At 35.2% G+C, this 17460-nt stretch carries 15 protein-coding genes; 8 read left to right on the top strand and 7 right to left on the bottom strand.

Going from position 1 to position 17460, the window contains the following annotated elements; genetic code table 11:
• The first annotated feature begins 243 nt into the window (after positions 1-243).
• From AO58_RS0115815 to lpdA, 4 genes are all read left to right on the top strand, one after another.
• On the top strand, positions 244-657 hold the full coding sequence (locus AO58_RS0115815; RefSeq protein ID WP_024982624.1) for an RrF2 family transcriptional regulator: 414 nt from the start codon (positions 244-246) through the stop codon (positions 655-657).
• Positions 658-852: 195 nt separating this feature from the next.
• Positions 853-1302 carry a hypothetical protein gene (locus tag AO58_RS0115810; protein WP_024982623.1) on the top strand — a complete coding sequence of 150 codons (450 nt, stop codon included), beginning with the start codon at positions 853-855 and terminating at the stop codon, positions 1300-1302.
• Between the two features lie 50 nt (positions 1303-1352).
• Positions 1353-2168: an SDR family oxidoreductase gene (locus AO58_RS0115805; RefSeq protein ID WP_024982622.1), complete on the top strand. Its 816-nt coding sequence runs from the start codon at positions 1353-1355 to the stop codon at positions 2166-2168.
• 166 nt (positions 2169-2334) lie between these two features.
• Complete coding sequence (lpdA, locus tag AO58_RS0115800; protein ID WP_024982621.1) at positions 2335-3738, top strand: dihydrolipoyl dehydrogenase; 1404 nt, start codon at positions 2335-2337, stop codon at positions 3736-3738.
• 62 nt (positions 3739-3800) lie between these two features.
• Here the strand turns inward: lpdA and AO58_RS0115795 are convergent, their stop codons facing one another.
• Positions 3801-4175, bottom strand: a complete 375-nt coding sequence (locus AO58_RS0115795; protein ID WP_024982620.1) for a DoxX family membrane protein — start codon at positions 4173-4175, stop codon at positions 3801-3803.
• 288 nt (positions 4176-4463) lie between these two features.
• Positions 4464-5384, bottom strand: a complete 921-nt coding sequence (locus AO58_RS0115785) for a DUF4349 domain-containing protein (protein ID WP_024982619.1) — start codon at positions 5382-5384, stop codon at positions 4464-4466.
• A 204-nt stretch (positions 5385-5588) separates the two neighbouring features.
• On the opposite strand from AO58_RS0115785, the gene AO58_RS0115780 reads away from it, so the two are divergent.
• The 4 genes from AO58_RS0115780 (at position 5589) to AO58_RS0115760 (ending at position 12615) form a co-directional block, all read left to right on the top strand.
• Positions 5589-6875, top strand: a complete 1287-nt coding sequence (locus AO58_RS0115780) for an anthranilate synthase component I family protein (RefSeq protein WP_024982618.1) — start codon at positions 5589-5591, stop codon at positions 6873-6875.
• A gap of 464 nt (positions 6876-7339) precedes the next feature.
• Entirely contained in the window at positions 7340-8647 is a 1308-nt protein-coding gene (gene tilS, locus AO58_RS0115770; RefSeq protein WP_024982617.1) for a tRNA lysidine(34) synthetase TilS, read from the top strand.
• A complete protein-coding gene (locus AO58_RS0115765; RefSeq protein WP_024982616.1) occupies positions 8648-10684 on the top strand; it encodes a protein-disulfide reductase DsbD family protein in 2037 nt (678 codons plus the stop codon).
• A gap of 83 nt (positions 10685-10767) precedes the next feature.
• A complete protein-coding gene (locus AO58_RS0115760; protein ID WP_024982615.1) occupies positions 10768-12615 on the top strand; it encodes a CocE/NonD family hydrolase in 1848 nt (615 codons plus the stop codon).
• 256 nt (positions 12616-12871) lie between these two features.
• Here AO58_RS0115760 and AO58_RS0115755 read toward each other — a convergent pair whose 3' ends face one another.
• The 5 genes from AO58_RS0115755 to AO58_RS0115730 all read right to left on the bottom strand — a co-directional run bounded on the left by AO58_RS0115755 (position 12872) and on the right by AO58_RS0115730 (position 17452).
• Positions 12872-13870 (bottom strand): malate dehydrogenase, encoded by a 999-nt coding sequence (locus AO58_RS0115755; protein WP_024982614.1) that lies wholly within the window; start codon positions 13868-13870, stop codon positions 12872-12874.
• A gap of 894 nt (positions 13871-14764) precedes the next feature.
• Positions 14765-15319: a hypothetical protein gene (locus AO58_RS0115745; protein ID WP_024982612.1), complete on the bottom strand. Its 555-nt coding sequence runs from the start codon at positions 15317-15319 to the stop codon at positions 14765-14767.
• 303 nt (positions 15320-15622) lie between these two features.
• Positions 15623-16045 carry a hypothetical protein gene (locus tag AO58_RS0115740; RefSeq protein WP_139225581.1) on the bottom strand — a complete coding sequence of 141 codons (423 nt, stop codon included), beginning with the start codon at positions 16043-16045 and terminating at the stop codon, positions 15623-15625.
• A 225-nt stretch (positions 16046-16270) separates the two neighbouring features.
• Positions 16271-16699, bottom strand: coding sequence for a DUF5713 family protein (locus tag AO58_RS0115735; protein ID WP_211516863.1), 429 nt, complete (start codon positions 16697-16699; stop codon positions 16271-16273).
• Between the two features lie 147 nt (positions 16700-16846).
• Positions 16847-17452 carry a hypothetical protein gene (locus tag AO58_RS0115730; protein WP_024982609.1) on the bottom strand — a complete coding sequence of 202 codons (606 nt, stop codon included), beginning with the start codon at positions 17450-17452 and terminating at the stop codon, positions 16847-16849.
• Positions 17453-17460 lie beyond the last annotated feature (8 nt).

The following is a 17460-nucleotide window of genomic DNA, read 5'->3' as shown; positions in this document are numbered from 1 at the left end:
CCGCATTAGACTTCGTAGCGAAACTGAATTATTCAATAAAAGCAGGAGCTCACGGACTATTTTTGAAGAAGGAATACTTTTGTATTTTGAATTTAAAAATAGGAGTAAGTTCTTGGTTTTGAAGAAGAATTTAGTTGTAGTAGATTTCTAATGCGGAATCTGGGTTAAAAGTAAAGCGCAACCACTAAAATACAATCGGAGTCATTCTTGGTTTTTTTTGTATTTTAGCCAAAAATAATACAGATGCTGTCACAAAAAACGAAATACGCTTTAAAAGCTCTACTCTATTTGGCCCAACAAGAAGAGGGAATTATTGTGAAAACTAATGCTATTTCTGAAGAAGCTTCTATTCCTAAAAAATTTTTAGAGCAGATTCTTTTGGATTTAAAACGTGCCCATTTAGTAGGAAGTAAGCAAGGCAAATTAGGAGGGTATTATCTTTTGAAATCCAAAAACGAAATCACTTTAGCGGATGTGTATCGATTATTTGATGGTGCTATTGCACTTCTTCCTTGTGCTTCACTCAACTTTTATGAACCTTGTAGTGATTGTAAAAATGAAGCAACTTGTCATCTGCGTCATAGTTTAATTTCTGTTCGTGAAGAAACTTTGCGATCCATGCAAAACATTACTATTGCTTCCATAGTATCGAATTAATATACTTCTTTTTGATTTATGACTTGTTTTTTTAAGTGTTTTGTGAGTTTTATTCGTAATTTAGAACTTGCTTAACATTTTGTGACTAGATATTTGTTACTTTTATTTTAAGTAAATGAATTGTATTTTAGTATCGTGATCCTCTTTGCTATTTTAGAAAAAAATGATGTATAAACAGATGAAATTAAAAGTAAAATGACAAAAAGAAACATCATTATTGGCTCTATAATTGCCGGTGTAATAAATTTAATCATCAATACTACGCGCTACTGGTATGCTATGGGGGAGCAGTATCCTACCATTTTTTTAACTCAAGATAGTATTTCAAGCACAGTACCTTCGGTTTTTTCAAAAGCTGTGCCTTTGGCGGTTTCCTTATGCTTTTTTGTGACTTCCATTGCTTTTTTAACCACAAAAATGAAAGATAAACCGTCCTATTTTCCAGGCTATTTTCTGAAAGCACTTAAACACTGCGTATTTGCGTTTGGTTTAGTAACTATTTTTGCGGTTTTATTTCAAAAATATTTCGGTGCAATCGAGGTTTCTCACCGCACGGCTTCCATTGTAACAGGAATAGTCTCTGGTTTTGTAGCAACTTTGGTAGATTATGAAACCAAAACAAGTTTGCATTTAGATCGAGAATAAATACGTTTATTTAGCTCAAAGTTTTCTTTATTAATTTAAATGATAATACAATGAAACCATCTAAAACTATTGTAATTACAGGTTCGCAAACAGGAATGGGGCTGGCTAGTAGATTGTATTTTGAACAACACGGGGTGCAAATAATTGGCGTAACCAATACCGACGATGCTGAAATTCAGGCCGATTTATCCACAATTGAAGGAGTTGATCAAGCGGTGCAAGAAATTGTAAAATTGAGTAATGGAAAAATTGATGGCATTTTTGCTAATGCTGGTGCGGGAGGGGAGAATGCATCACTTGTATTTGGTTTGAATTTCATAGGAATTGTTAGAATGTTAGAAGGCTTGCAACCGTATTTAAAACAATCTGGAAACGGTAGAGTAGTAATTAATGCGTCTAATTCGGTAGTGATTACTCCCGGAATTCCTAATGAAGTGGTAGATGCTCTTGTGAATTTTGATCTAGATAGCGCTTTTGAATTAATTAAAGAAAAACCCTTTTGGACTTATCAGGTGAGTAAAACGGCTATTACAAAATGGGCACGTCAAAATGCATTCAAAGAAGCGTGGGCAGGTAGTAATATTTCGATGAATTTAATTGCTCCAGGGGTGGTTTTGACGCCCATGATCGAACATGATTTAAAGGATCCGAGAAAAGCCGAAGGAATCAATAAATTGCCCAGACCCTTAGGTGATTTTTGTAAACCCGAAAACATAGCGCCTTTGGTTAAATTTTTATTAGTAGACGACTCGCGATTTATTATTGGTCAATATATTGTGATTGACGGAGGAACAGAAGTGACTTGGCGAGGGGATGAACATCCTAAGACATGGGACATAAGTTTTGAAGATTTTGCTAAATTGTAACTGTTAGATTTGTAGTATTTTGTTGTTTCAAACGTGTACTTGTATTTGATTATACAGGGAACACGTTTTTTTGATGAAATTCACACAAAAAAAACCTTAAAAAGTAGTATTCAAACCTAACTTTATTGCTTATTTTTGGCTCACAAAAAAAATAAATCAACACACTATGAGTTCATTTGACGTAGTCATTATAGGTTCTGGTCCTGGAGGATATGTATCAGCAATTCGTTGCGCACAATTAGGTTTCAAAACCGCAATTATCGAGAAATACTCCACACTTGGAGGAACCTGTTTAAACGTAGGATGTATTCCATCCAAAGCGCTTTTAGCTTCTTCACATCATTATGATGAAATTAAACATTTTGCCGATCACGGAATTGAACTTTCTGGTGCCGTTAAAGTGAATTTAGAAAAAATGATTGCTCGCAAACAAGCAGTTGTCGATCAAACTTCTGGAGGTGTTCAGTTTTTGATGGATAAAAATAAAATCACAGTTTTTAACGGTTTGGGTTCTTTTGTAGACGCGACTCACGTTGCGGTTGCCAAAGCTGACGGAACTTCTGAAACCATTGAAGCCAAAAATATCATCATCGCAACAGGTTCTAAACCTTCTTCTTTGCCTTTTATCTCAATCGATAAAGAAAGAATTATTACTTCTACCGAAGCTTTAAAATTAAAAGAAGTGCCTAAGCACCTTGTAATTATTGGTGGAGGTGTAATCGGAATTGAACTAGGACAAGTGTATTTACGTCTTGGTGCGCAAGTATCTGTTGTGGAATTTATGGACAGAATCATTCCAGGAATGGACGCTTCATTGTCTAAAGAATTGACCAAAGTCCTTAAAAAACAAGGAATGAAGTTTTACACTTCTCACAAAGTACAATCGGTAGAAAGAGCTGGTGATGTAGTAACCGTGAAAGCTGAAAATGCTAAAGGTGAAATCATCACTTTAGAAGGAGATTACTCTTTGGTTTCTGTTGGTCGTCGTCCTTATACTGACGGATTGAATGCAGATAAAGCGGGTGTTAAAATCTCTGACAGAGGTCAAATCGAAGTGAATGACCACTTGCAAACATCTACTCCAAACATCTACGCTATTGGTGATGTGGTGCGTGGCGCGATGTTGGCTCACAAAGCTGAGGAAGAAGGTACAATGGTAGCTGAAATCTTAGCAGGTCAAAAACCACATATCGATTATAATTTAATTCCTGGTGTTGTCTACACTTGGCCAGAAGTTGCTGCTGTTGGACAAACAGAAGAACAATTGAAAGCGGCAGGAGTAGCCTACAAAGTGGGTAATTTCCCTTTCAAAGCTTTGGGTCGTGCACGTGCTAGTGCAGATTTAGATGGTTTTGTAAAAATCCTTGCTGATGCGAAAACGGATGAAGTTCTTGGTGTTCATATGATTGGAGCTAGAACAGCCGATTTGATTGCAGAAGCAGTGACTGCTATGGAATTTAAAGCTTCAGCCGAAGATATTTCTAGAATGTCACACGCGCATCCTACTTTTGCGGAAGCGATAAAAGAAGCGGCATTAGCTGCTACAGATAATAGAGCGTTACACGTATAAAACGTAACTTTCAAAAATAAGAAACCCGTCTCGTGATAATGAGACGGGTTTTGTTTTTTAAATCAAGGAGTAAAAATGCTTTTGTAATTGTCCCAATAGCGATAAATCAAAAATAAATTCCCCAAGAATAAAGCGCCAGCAATCGGGATACCCTCGGGAGCTAAAAAGATATTGATGAACAATATGTTTATCGTGATGGGAAGAATCAAAATATTGGCTAAAGTCACAAAACGATTGCTAACAAAAGCTAATCCGCATAAAAGTTCAATTCCCTTGGCTAGAGGCATAAGATAGGTTGCAGCTACCAATCCTACATTGAAGGCTTTAAAATTTCCTGTTGTTTCAGGCTCAGGCACTAAATGAAAAAAATAACTGATGGAGGCGAACAGTAGTAAGAGTCCAATCAAAATTCGAATAATAGTAGTGGCTACTTTCATATATGTAAAATTTATTTGTTAGCGGTCATATATGGTATCGCTTTTTGCTTATCGGTGTTTGTTTGCAACAAACCTTTTGTTACTGGCGATTTCATATTTACAATATATTTTAGGGGTTACTTTTTTTGAAATCAACAACGAATCATTTCTTGGTTTGGTACTACTTTTAAAACTATTTTTTTAGGAAATGTTTAATCGTCTATCAAATTTAAGTAAAATATTGATAAATAGTGAATTGCGAGTCTTGTTTTTCGGATTTTGATTTTTAAGCTAATGAAAATACAGACTTTATTTTATATTTTTTATGAAAGGCACTTTCTTGAATATCCAGTATAGTACTAAACCAATGAGCGCTAACCACCATAATTTCAAAAGGAAAACTACCAACGACAGTAAATGAAACCAGCCAGATTGCAACGCATCCAAAATTTGAATTCCAATAGCTGGCTCAAAGTAATACCCTTGTTTTTCATTGGCTACCAATTCCTGTTTTACAACTTCTCTTTGGTACAACTGAAGGGTAATGGTGCTGTAATTGATTTGGTCTTGCAGCGATAAATTTTCTATAACACTAGTATCACTTGCAGCTTTTTGATTTTCAAGTTGCGTTTCGGCTTTCATTACATCATTGATTTTTTTACCTTTTGTATCAATGGCATTGGCTACTCTTTTTTCACTGGTAGCACTTCTTTTTTGCAACAATTCATTGGATAGTAATCGTAGCGCTACATCATCTGCTTTGATTAATCGGTAGTCTAAATAATCAATCTCTTTGGCAATTTCTTTTACCACGGTATCCATATTTTGTTGCGGTACACGAAGGGTGATGGTGTTTTTAACTTGGTATTTAGTGGTTTCTAGCGTGCTGTCTTGACTAATTTTAGTACTTATTTTGTCATTTATGGTACTTTGAAGGTTGGAGTACGTAACCAAACCACCCCATTTTTTAGTGGTATTCTCAATCAAGTTGGTCGATTGTACGACACTTTTTACTTTGAATTTGATATCTGCTGTTCGAATGAGCTTCCTTTTTTCTACAGTTTTAGGAGTTGTACTCGTTTTTTCTTGGGTGTTGCTTACGGTTGCGCTATCGGCAACAGCTGCAGCGTAATCGGCGGTTTCTTCTACCGCAATATCGGCTTTTTTGCACGAAAATAGTACTACTGCGATGATTACGGCTAGGATGCCTGCTTTTGCAATTGTTTTCATAAATAGAATAGTTTAATAGATTAAAAAAGGGTTAAAATTCAAATAAGAGTTCCAAAATGGAGTAAGGGTAGTTTTTTAATCAATACCTAATTTTATTTAGTGAAGTAGTACTTTTTTTACCTATTAAAAAGTGTGCCAATTTTTTTGAGGAAGGAGACAGAAGGCATTTTTTTGTCGTAATTTTGGAGCTTAAAATAATTATTATTGAGAGTCTCTGAATTTTATACTATAGACAATCCTTCACTTTTTAAGGAACAACTTTTGCATTGGGCACAGCAGTTTCGTGAAGTTGCTTTTTTGGATAGCAATAATTATCCACAAGCGTATTCCAGTTATGATTGTTTGTTGGCAGTAGACGCTTTCACGCTGCTGCAAACCGATTATGATAATGCTTTTGAGGATTTAAAACAGTATCAGCAAACGACCAAGGATTGGCTGTTTGGCTATTTGTCTTATGATTTAAAAAACGATAGCGAGCGTTTGCAATCCAATAATTTTGACGGCTTGGATTTCCCAGATTTATTCTTCTTTCAGCCCAAAAAGATTTTTTTGCTAAAAGGCAATCAGCTCGAGACACGCTATTTGCATTTATGTGATGACGAATTGCAAGAAGATTATCAAGATATTACGACTATTGTTACTCAACAAAGTTCTGCTTCCGAGTCTGTTGAAGTACAAGCTAGAATAGACCAAAAAAAATACATCGAGCAAGTGCAAAAAATGCAGGAATACATTCATAAAGGAGACATTTATGAAGCCAATTTTTGTATGGAATTTTATGCAGAAAATGCAACCATTCAACCGCTCGATAAGTTTCAAAAGTTAAACGCTATTTCGCAACCACCCTTTGCAGTTTTCTTAAAAAATAACCAACACTATTTGTTGTCTGCCACGCCAGAACGCTATTTGAGAAAAGAAGGAGAAGATTTGATTTCGCAACCCATAAAAGGAACCGCAAAACGCTACGAAGACCCAGCGGCTGATGAAAAAGCAAAAGATGATTTGGCTTCAAATCCAAAAGAACGCGCTGAAAATATTATGATTACCGATTTGGTTCGCAATGATTTATCACAAACCGCCCAAAAAGGTTCGGTGCAAGTAGAAGAACTTTGTGGTATTTATTCTTTTATGCAAGTCCATCAAATGATTTCAACCATCATCTCAAAAATGGACAAAAAATATTCAGTTATTGATGTATTGCGCCTCACGTTTCCAATGGGAAGTATGACGGGAGCTCCCAAAATTTCGGCAATGAAAATTATCGAAGATTTAGAAGCAACCAAAAGAGGTTTGTACAGCGGTGCAGTAGGTTATTTCACTCCCGAAGGCGATTTCGATTTCAATGTGGTCATTCGCAGTGTTTTGTACAATCAAAAGAAACAATACCTTTCTTTTTCGGTTGGAAGTGCTATCACGGCGCTATCGGTGCCAGAGCAAGAATACGAAGAATGTTTGCTCAAAGCCAAAGCAATGAAAACCGTATTAGAATAAAAAAAACAGTTCTATACTTTTTTAGGATCGCTAACAATAGGCTTTTTTGGCAATAGGGTTTCCAGCTATCCGCTATATCTTTTTTTATTTTACTCTGTCAGGGTTCAAAACCCTGACAGAGTAAAATAAAAAAAGGATGCCGCTCCTATCTGGGCTAAAGACTAACAATTGTCTATATTTGGAAACAAAAAAAGCGAAATTACTCAGCTTCTTTTGATTTTAATTGCCTACAACTTTAGTTTCAGGGATTCAGTTTTTTTTATATTAATTGCCTCCAACTTTAGTTGGAGGGGAGGGGTGTAATTAGAATTTTTAAAGGCTTTAGCCAAAATTAGCTGCTTTTTTTGGGCTAAAGCTAATACACAATCAATCCCTATAACTCCAGCTAAAGCTGGAGCCAATTGAAAGCAAGACAAGCTGAGTAGTTAAAAAAAGAATTTAATTAAAAAAATGTAAATTTGAGCATGCAAAACCTCTTTTACCAACATCTACAAACGCAATTTCCGTTTCTCGAAAACAAAAAATTATTGTTAGCCGTAAGTGGTGGTGTAGATAGTATGGTACTTTTGCATTTATTGCAACAATTGCCTTACACCATTGCCATCGCGCATTGTAATTTTCAACTCCGTGGTATTGAAAGTTTTGAAGACCAGAATTTTGTGCAAAATTATGCTCTTCAACATCAAATTCCCTTTTATTGCACTCAATTCGATACTCAGGCATTTGCCAATGATTATAAACTTTCGACACAAGTTGCAGCAAGAGAACTGCGTTATGATTGGTTCTATGAACAACTAGAATTGCATCAATTCGACTTTGTTTTAACCGCCCATCACGCCGATGATAATTTGGAAACTTTTTTGATTAACCTCTCAAGAGGCACAGGTTTAGACGGATTGTCGGGTATACCTGCGCAAAACGAGGCGGTAATTCGACCATTATTGCCTTTTTCTAGAACAACAATTGAGGAATATGCCAAAGTTAATAATTTACAGTGGCGCGAAGACAGTAGCAATGCTTCGGATAAATATTTACGCAACCAAATTCGCCATCATTTAGTTCCAATGCTCAAAGAACTGAATCCGGATTTTTTAAAAGCTTTTGGAATGACTCAGGAGTATTTGCAACAAGCACAAGAATTGGTTTCAGATGCGGCTAGTATGGTGTATCAGCAAGTAGCAAGAGAAGAAGAGGATGCCATTTATTTTGATTTAAAACAAGTATTGCGCTTGCCTAATTATACTTCTTATTTGTACCAATGGCTTAAAGAATATGGTTTTTCGGCTTGGGATGATATTTACAATTTGGTCGATAGTCAATCAGGGAAACAAGTTTTTTCAGCAAACTACAGATTACTAAAAGACCGCGATTTTTTTATTTTGAGTCCAATACAAGAAGCTGAACAGGATTTGTATTTCATCGAGAAAAATCAAGATAAAGTTAAGATTCCCTTAAAACTCGAGTTTTGTAAAGTAACAGACATTTCAAAGACAGATTCTAATGCTATATTTGTCCAAGCGTCAAAGCTAGTTTATCCTTTAGTGATCCGAAAATGGCAAGAAGGCGATTATTTTTATCCTTTGGGAATGAAAGGGAAAAAGAAAAAAGTGAGTAAGTTTTTTAAAGATGAAAAAAGCTCACTTTTAGAAAAAGAAAATACCTGGCTTTTGTGTTCCAATGATGCCATTGTTTGGATAATCGGAATGCGGCCTGACGAACGATTTAAAGTTGAAGATACTAACAATACCATTTTAAAAATTGAATTAATATAGATGAAAAAGTACCTTATTTTAGGAATTAGCTTATTGCTTTTTAGCTTTACCCATGCACAAATTTTAGATCCTGTAAAATGGACTACGAAAATTGAAAAAAAATCTGAAAACACCTTTTTGATTTCGCTGAATGCCATCATCGAAAATGAATGGCATGTGTATTCTCAATTTACCCCTGATGGTGGGCCACTACCTTTAGAAATTTCTTTTACCAATCAAAAAGGAAACTATAATTTGGTAGGCAAAGCCAAAGAAGGAAAAACAAGAACCGCCTACAATGATATTTTTGAAGTAAATGAAACTTTTTTTGAGAAGAAAGCTCAAATTACTCAAGAAATTTCGGTTACTAATAAAGGAGTAAAAACGATCGAAATAGTGATTAATTACCAAGCTTGTAAAGAGGTTTGTATTAATCTTGAAAAGAAATTTAGCATTGCCCTTCCTGCTAATAGTGAAGGAGCAGAGGCGACCACAGCCACAGGAATCACGGCTGACAGCGCTGTAGATAGCACTAATTCATTGAGTGTTGCATCCACAGTTGTTGATACGACAGCAGTAACTAGCCCTGCTGTTGCTACTTCAAGTACCGAAAATGTTCCTGACGAGACTCCAGCGACCGAACATGGGTTATGGGCCATTTTCTTCATTGCCTTTTTATCAGGTTTTGCGGCATTATTAACACCATGCGTGTTTCCAATGATTCCAATGACCGTTAGTTTTTTTACCAAGCAAAGTAAAAATAAAGCCACCGGTATACGAAATGCCATTATTTACGGGATCTCCATTATTGTAATCTATGTGGTTTTGGGATTATTAGTCACAGGTATTTTTGGTGCCGATGCTTTAAACGCCTTGTCTACCAATGTATGGTTTAATTTGATTTTCTTTGTTTTACTATTGGTTTTTGCGTCTTCATTTTTAGGCGCCTTCGAGATTATGTTACCTAATTCTTGGGCCAACAAAGTAGACAGTCAAGCGGATCGTGGTGGAATCATAGGTATTTTGTTTATGGCTTTAGCCTTGGCTATAGTGTCGTTTTCATGCACGGGGCCAATCGTTGGTACGTTATTGGTAGAAGCCGCTTCAAAGGGTGGTATTGCTCCTGTAATTGGAATGTTAGGGTTTTCATCAGCTTTGGCTTTGCCTTTTATGTTGTTTGCCATGTTTCCGGGTTGGTTGAATTCGTTACCCAAATCAGGTGGATGGTTGAATACCGTTAAAGTATTTTTAGGCTTTTTAGAGTTGGCTTTGGCTTTCAAATTTTTATCCAATGCTGATTTGGTATTGCAGCTTCACATTTTAGAGCGTGAAGTGTTCATTGCCATTTGGATTGCTATATTCGGAACTTTGTCGTTGTACTTGTTTGGAAAAATTACTTTGCCGCATGATAGTCCGATAGCGTCTATTTCGGTAGGACGTTTGTATATTGGGTTATTGACTTTAATTTTTACCTTCTACCTGATTCCAGGACTTTGGGGAGCACCTTTGAAATTGATTAGTGCTTTTCCACCTCCAATGGAATATAGTGAAAGTCCCAACGGAGTAGGAGGAAGCGCAAAATTAACTAGTATAGCTGTACTTCCAGAAGGTGCCAAAAATGGCCCTCATGGTATAGTAGTTTTTGATGATTACGAAAGTGGATTGGCGTATGCTAAAGAAGTCAATAAGCCTATTATGCTTGATTTTACTGGTTTTGCTTGCGTAAATTGCCGAAAAATGGAAAACAACGTGTGGTCGGATCCAAAAGTACTATCGATTCTTAAAGATAAAGTAGTAGTCATTTCATTGTATGTCGATGATAAACGCGAGTTACCTAAAAAGGATCAATTTATTTCTAAAAGCACAGGCGAAGAGATTGAAACTATTGGTGATAAATGGACAGATTTTATGATTTCAAAATACAAAACCAACACGCAACCTTTGTATGTGTTGACGGATTTAGAAGGAAATAATTTAAATACTGCCAAGCCAACCATTAGTTATGTTGGTGTAAAAGAATATCAAGCTTGGTTGGAAGCAGGAATTGCTAAGTTTTAGTTTATAAAATATATTTTTTTAATCCCATCTGTGAAAACGGATGGGATTTCTTATTTTTACCAACTATCAAAATAAATAACCACATGAAAAAACTGTTTGTATCTCTATTCTTGTTAGTAGCTGTTTCGCTTTTGGGACAAGACAAAAAGAGTAATTACGTTGCCGAAAACTATACCAAACAAGAAGTAAGCATCAAAATGCGTGATGGCTTGACGCTATTCACCTCCATTTATTCTCCAAAAGATACTTCTAAAAAGTATCCGATTGTAATGCAGCGTACTCCCTACAATTGCGCACCTTACGGACCAGACCAGTTTAAAAGAAGCATTGCTCCCAACGAGACGATGATGAAAGAAGGATACATTGTGGTGTATCAAGATGTTAGAGGACGTTACATGAGCGATGGTTTATATGATAATATGAGAGGTTATATACCAAATAAAAAAGCAAAAACCGAGGTAGATGAAGCCTCAGACACTTATGATACTATTGATTGGTTGGTGAAAAATGTACCCAATAACAACGGAAATGTTGGGACTTGGGGCATTTCGTATCCCGGATTTTATGCTTCTTATTCTTTGTTGAGTGGACATCCTGCCTTAAAAGCTGTTTCTCCTCAAGCCTGTATAGCCGATTTCTTTTTTGATGACTTCCATCATAATGGAGCTTATATGTTGAGCTACTGGAAGGTGACGCCACTTTTTGGTCCACAAAAAACAAAGCCAACTACAGAAGCTTGGTTTAAATTCCCCAATGTAGGTACCAATGACGATTATCAATTCTTTTTGAATGCTGGACCGATAGCGAATTTGGACAAATACTACGATTCGTCTAATGAATTTTGGCAACAATTAAAAGAGCATTCAAGCTATGACGAGTTTTGGCAAAAGAGAGGTTTGTTACAGCATTTAAAAAACATTAAACCTGCTGTAATGACAGTAGGCGGATGGTTTGATGCCGAAGATTTGTATGGTCCATTGAATACGTATTCAACCATAGAAAAAAACAGTAAAAATTACAATACTATTGTTATGGGGCCTTGGAGCCACGGCGATTGGGCTAGAAATTCAGAAAAGCAAATCATTGGAAATATTAATTTTGGTGACAGTATTTCTGGTTTTTATCAAAAGAATATTGAAGCTAATTTTTTCCGTCATTTCTTGAAAAATAATGGAAAAGGGGAAAACAAATTACCCGAAGCTTATGTTTTTGATACAGGAAGAAAAGAATGGAAAACCTACGATACTTGGCCTCCAAAAAACACAGAGAAGCAACAGTTTTATTTGCAACCGCAACAAAAATTGACTGAAAATGCTGGAGCAGTCTCTTTTGAGGAATTTGTCAGCGACCCAAAGAAACCTGTGCCACATTCTGAAGATATCAAACAGCAAGGGTTGACGCCAAGAAAATATATGACCGATGACCAACGATTTGCGGCTAGAAGATCGGATGTTTTGGTTTTTGAAACCGATGTTTTAGCAGAAGATGTTACTTTGGCGGGAGATATTTTAGCCAAATTACAAGTAGCTACAACAGGTACCGATGCGGATTGGGTGGTTAAAGTTGTGGATGTTTTCCCAAATGATGAACCTGAAACTAAAGAAGTGCAGCCGTATTTAAAAATGAGTAATTATCATATGATGGTGCGCAGTGAGGTGATGAGAGGACGTTTTCGCAATAGTTTTGTGAATCCAGAGCCTTTTGTGGCCAACGAGAAAACTCCAGTAAATGTAAAATTGCAAGATGTTTTTCATACCTTCAAAAAAGGGCATAAAATTCAAATTCAAGTGCAAAGTACTTGGTTCCCTTTGATTGATTTGAATCCACAAACTTTTGTACCGAACATTTTTTATGCCAAGCCAGAGGATTTCAAAAAACAAACGCATCGAGTGTATTCTGATTCTGAAATAGAATTTACAGTTTTGAAGTAGAAGAGATAAGAATAAAATACTTATCTGTACTACAAATTTTATAATAGAGTTGTAAAGTTATCTACTTGTTTTAATTAATTGTTAACCAATATGCTTTTGATTATCATTCTTGTGTTTAGAATATTGAACCCCAAAAAAAAAGAAGTATTGATTTTTAACAATACTTCTTTTTTTGTCACATCACCTTGAACAAGAATACTTTGATTGCAATCTATGGAAGTACGCTTTTCAAACTGTCGTATAGTAATTTTAAAACTTAGACATTCGGATTTAATTTTTTCCAATCTGAAATAGCAGGGATTATATTTAACTCGATCAACTCATCTCGCATGTGACACAAATGTTTATAACTATCGTTTAGCGATTGTAGTTCCTCGTCTGTACCTTTTAAGTGATGCAACACAATTCCACTTTGGTTTATTTCGGTTTCCATGGCCATAAAAATATGATGATAGTCTGGAGTGTTCAAATAGGAGCCTACAGGCAGTGTGAAAGGAATTGATCCCATGGCAGCGGCTATCATAAGCACAGACAAATAAGCTGGTGATTGAAAAGAGGAGCGACCACGTAAATCGATGATGTTTTTACCACCTTGTACTACTTTTTGTTTTAAGATAGTCCATTGATCATGCGTCAATTTATCGGTACCAATTAAGCTTTCTAATGGTTTTCCATCTACCATAGCCGTCGAAGCAAAGACAGCCATCTGTTCCCCATGTCCACCATAAGTTCGGCAGTTTGTTACTTTGTCAGGGCTAATGTCAAAATGCTGTGCCAAAGCTGATCGTAAACGGGTGCTATCGAGCGCAGCCAAAGTGCTTACTTGATGGGCTTTTAATCCCGAATAGAGCATAAAAATAAGCCCCGTAATATCGGCTGGATTGAAAATAATGACCACATGTTTTACCTCAGGGCAATAGTCTTTTACATTTAATCCAAATTGTTTGGCTATTTCAGCATTACCACGCAGCAAATCCTCACGCGTCATGCCCGCTTGACGAGCCGCACCTCCCGAGGACAATATGTAGCTGCTTCCGCGAAGTGCTTCCTCAATATCTGATGTAAAAGTTAGATTTAAACCTTCAAAACCACAGTGATACATTTCTTCTGCAACTCCTTCCAAAGCTGGGGCATAAGGATCGTAAATGCAAATATTAGGAGTTAAATTCATAATAATTGCGGATTGAAGCATTGATGAGCCAATCATACCAGCCGCACCAACAATACAGAGTTTTTCATTACTTACAAAATTCATAGCTTTTAATTTATATAGATTGCACTTAAAAAGTTAAACACATCTTCTAGGGTTTGAAAATAAATAAAGAGTAATTTGATTATCTATTTGTAACATACGTATCCTTTTTTTTGATCCAGTAATTTAATGTATTCATGTTTGATAAAAAATTAGTTATAATGAAAGTGAATAATTACTAGCGTTTAACTAAATTAGTGATTTAAGTTCAGCTATCTCGTAACACTTCGTTAAAAGATTATACTTGATTTTAAAATAAAGGCTGATTGAAAAAACTTTGGAGGCAAAGTTGTGCTCAATGCAATAATCTAAACACTCGATAACCGTATCTCTATATGTTTTTCGTGTAAAAATATCGATCCAATCTACAACAGTTGCTGTTAGAAAATGTGGCAAAGTTTGATCTCTTATGACGAAGCCTTCTTTGTTAGTTGTGTTATTTTGAATCATTTTGAACGTAATTTTACCTATAATTCAAATTTAGAAAAAACTACAAAATACCTCAACGGTTACTTTGTAGTTTTTTATGATGATTTGAAACGCATATCATTCTAAAGGCATTTACGTTAAAAGTCGGGAGACTTTTGACACGTTTACGGTTTTTAAGAACTTTAAAAAAAACGCAAAAGTCATGAGACTTTGCGGAGCGGGGCGCAGCTGGTTACTGATTTTGATCAACGATTTTTGATTGCTGATGGTCAAAACGTTTAAAAATAATTTTTTTAATCACTTGCGCTAAAATCTAAAATCAAGAATCGTTAATCTACAATCTAAAATCTCATAACTTAATGACATTGGGATTGTATCCGAACGATAGCGAATTGACGAAGTATATCCGCGGGATAGCTTGATAATACGTTTTAAGATCTCGCTAAATAGAGGATATTCAAGCAGCGCTTAGGAGTTGAACAGTTTAATGACTCTAGACCATATAAAACGGAGTATAGGTAGCAGTAATAAATAGATTGCCCCAGTTATCAATACCAAAACGGTTCCTATTATAATTGGGAGTACACCTCCAAAAGTGTATGTCATGCCTAGTACAAAACCCAACAAACATTCTGCTCGATAAATGGGAAAGAAAAAAGCAAACACCAACAAGCCCACAAGCATATAAAAAGGGACATCTTGATTGCCAAGTGAAAAAAACACCGAAAGAACAATTCCGAAAAACAAAGCGCCTACAAAATGAGTAACAAAACGGGTTGAAAAAACTTTACTCGTTGATTCTTTTTCTATTCGTACTTGTGATCGGTAGAGCAAGAACCAAGTTAACATAGGAAGCAAAAGACCGCCCCACCAATTAGAAAATTTGGGTAAATCTTTATTTTGCAAAATATGATGACTAGGTACCCCACCATGATAAAAATCCCAAAGTAATAAAATCCAAATGGCTACTGTGACTACAAGTGTAACATACAATCGTTGCTTGAAAAAGGATAGTTGAGGCATGGTTTTGCTATTTAGTTTTTGTTAGTTAAAATCCTAATACATTAGTAGTAAAAAAAGCATATAAGTTACAGGTTATTGGGTATACTTGCTATTCGTTGATTAATATTTTTTTTAGGAGCACCACATCCTTGCTTACAACACCAGTCGTCCCGCTGTTCGTTATATCTTACTGTGCGAACCCCGCCCAGTAAGGATACCACTGCCATCGGGGCTAAGCGAGGCGCGTAGGTTTTCATAACATAAAAAAAATAACAATATCTTTTTAGAATAGTACTGTTTAGGGAATGATGTTGTCAAATGTTTTTATTTCGCGCTGCTGCGTCTGACTTTCTCTCTTGTTGAAAAGGCAATTCTAATGTTAGGGCAATTGTCTTTTACTTTGTTGGTATGAATCAGCGTGTCATTTCTTAGGATAAATTTTTCATTCTCAAAAATCTCATAAGTAGCTTCACGACCATTTGGTTTACAATTTTTAATTGTCTTATTGTTTTCAAAATAAGTTGTATCATTATATGCAATGCAAGAAATTCCAAATCGATGTTGAAACAAACATCCTGTGGGTTTTGTGCTATTTAAAATGATAGTGTCCTTTTCAATTTTCCATATTCCGTTGCTTTTGGAACCATCCTGACACGAACGACTTGAATATTCGAAGGTGTTGTTTTCTTTGATGTTTAATTTTGCTCTGAAAGGCATTCCTTGAACAGTGTCATACCATGTTCTCACAAACTTTGGATTTTCGATGGTTTGCGGTAACTCTTTTTTACAACTTGAAAATAAAACCAAGCAAACAAACAGAAAGCCTATTTGGTGTTTGAAGTCAAAGATTTTGGTTGTATTGCGCATGGGAGAAATGGTGCTACTTTCGGTGAAGTGAAGTTATAACTGATTCAAAGTTGTAATATAAAAAGGTAATTGCCTTAATCCATTGAAGTCGTAATTACTAGTTTTCTACCATTCTCTTGGGGCTATCAGTTCTTCTGAATCAGCATTGAATCCATAAGCTTTAGCAATGAAGTCAAAGTCTGTCGCAATTGATTCTCTAGCACCAGTTTCTATTTCGCTGTTTTGCTCAGAGAATTCGTTTTGTAAATCATTTATTTTTTTTGTCGCTGTATATGTTAATTTATATAGTTCGTCAAGATTTTTAGGCGCTGTTTTTTCAATATCAATACATAGCTCAATAAGGATTATTTTTACTTTGTCAACGAGAAATTTTGGAAAATAGGAATCAGTATACATATCTTTTAGATAAGCATAATTCTTCAATTTATCGTTTTTTAGATTTTCTTGCTTGATAATTGTATTTTGATTTGTCGCTTGCTGACCATTGCAAGAAAATAAAATCAAAGAAATTATTGCAATAAAATATGCTTTCATTTTTATAAAGTTAGTGCTGATTGACGTTCGTTTATTACAGCGGGTTTGAGAACTAAATTAAGATTTATTTTTCGGTTATCGCTAAACTGCCAAATACAAAACCATCTTTCAATTAAGCCAAATGCCTAAATCCGTTGTAGTGGCTGGTTACTTATTTGAAGCAAAATTGTTATTTCCGCGAATTAATATTTCTTTCGACTTTTTAATGTTTTCTTCGGATTTAGTAATCAAACGAATAAAATTTACATTTAGTTTTTCTTTCTTGTTTTCAAACTTCTCAACAATTATTTTTAAAATATAATTTTCATCAACTATATAGCTTTCATAGTTAGCGTAAATTATTTCATTGTCAATTTGAAAAATTGTTGAATTGTCTTTTAGGTTTGTATATTTCAATTTCAAATTGTTTAATGAAATGAATTTAGGCTTATATGTTGGTTTAGTTACAATATAAAGTTTTCCGTAATATTTTATATTTTCTATTTCAATATTTTCCTTTTCTACATTTACTGTTTCAATTTCATTCGGATTTAGACTTCTTAAAATACTTTCATTAATCAGCTTTCCATTTACGAAATAAGCAGGTTTTTTGTTGTTTTCAATTTCGTTTTTGTATACAACGTTAATAATTGTATCATTTTTAGAAGCAATTTCTTGATTTGTAATTCGTAATCCTTGAGCTTTTCCCGTCGGTTTTTGCCCGAAACTATTAATTGATAAAAATAGTGTTGCAATAAAAAGTATCTTTTTCATAATTTTCT

It is taken from the genome of Flavobacterium succinicans LMG 10402 (genome assembly GCF_000611675.1).
Lineage (GTDB): Bacteria > Bacteroidota > Bacteroidia > Flavobacteriales > Flavobacteriaceae > Flavobacterium > Flavobacterium succinicans.
The sequence above is the reverse complement of the archived record's forward strand: the minus strand, read 5'-3'. Positions and strand labels throughout refer to the sequence as shown.

Excerpts from the sequence above, each read along its gene's own strand:
- AO58_RS0115815 (WP_024982624.1), top strand. The coding sequence starts at position 244 with ATGCTGTCACAAAAAACGAAATACGCTTTAAAAGCTCTACTCTATTTG.
- AO58_RS0115810 (WP_024982623.1), top strand. The coding sequence starts at position 853 with ATGACAAAAAGAAACATCATTATTGGCTCTATAATTGCCGGTGTAATA.
- AO58_RS0115805 (WP_024982622.1), top strand. The coding sequence starts at position 1,353 with ATGAAACCATCTAAAACTATTGTAATTACAGGTTCGCAAACAGGAATG.
- lpdA (WP_024982621.1), top strand. The coding sequence starts at position 2,335 with ATGAGTTCATTTGACGTAGTCATTATAGGTTCTGGTCCTGGAGGATAT.
- AO58_RS0115795 (WP_024982620.1), bottom strand. The coding sequence starts at position 4,175 with ATGAAAGTAGCCACTACTATTATTCGAATTTTGATTGGACTCTTACTA.
- AO58_RS0115785 (WP_024982619.1), bottom strand. The coding sequence starts at position 5,384 with ATGAAAACAATTGCAAAAGCAGGCATCCTAGCCGTAATCATCGCAGTA.
- tilS (WP_024982617.1), top strand. The coding sequence starts at position 7,340 with ATGCAAAACCTCTTTTACCAACATCTACAAACGCAATTTCCGTTTCTC.
- AO58_RS0115765 (WP_024982616.1), top strand. The coding sequence starts at position 8,648 with ATGAAAAAGTACCTTATTTTAGGAATTAGCTTATTGCTTTTTAGCTTT.
- AO58_RS0115760 (WP_024982615.1), top strand. The coding sequence starts at position 10,768 with ATGAAAAAACTGTTTGTATCTCTATTCTTGTTAGTAGCTGTTTCGCTT.
- AO58_RS0115755 (WP_024982614.1), bottom strand. The coding sequence starts at position 13,870 with ATGAATTTTGTAAGTAATGAAAAACTCTGTATTGTTGGTGCGGCTGGT.
- AO58_RS0115745 (WP_024982612.1), bottom strand. The coding sequence starts at position 15,319 with ATGCCTCAACTATCCTTTTTCAAGCAACGATTGTATGTTACACTTGTA.
- AO58_RS0115735 (WP_211516863.1), bottom strand. The coding sequence starts at position 16,699 with ATGAAAGCATATTTTATTGCAATAATTTCTTTGATTTTATTTTCTTGC.
- AO58_RS0115730 (WP_024982609.1), bottom strand. The coding sequence starts at position 17,452 with ATGAAAAAGATACTTTTTATTGCAACACTATTTTTATCAATTAATAGT.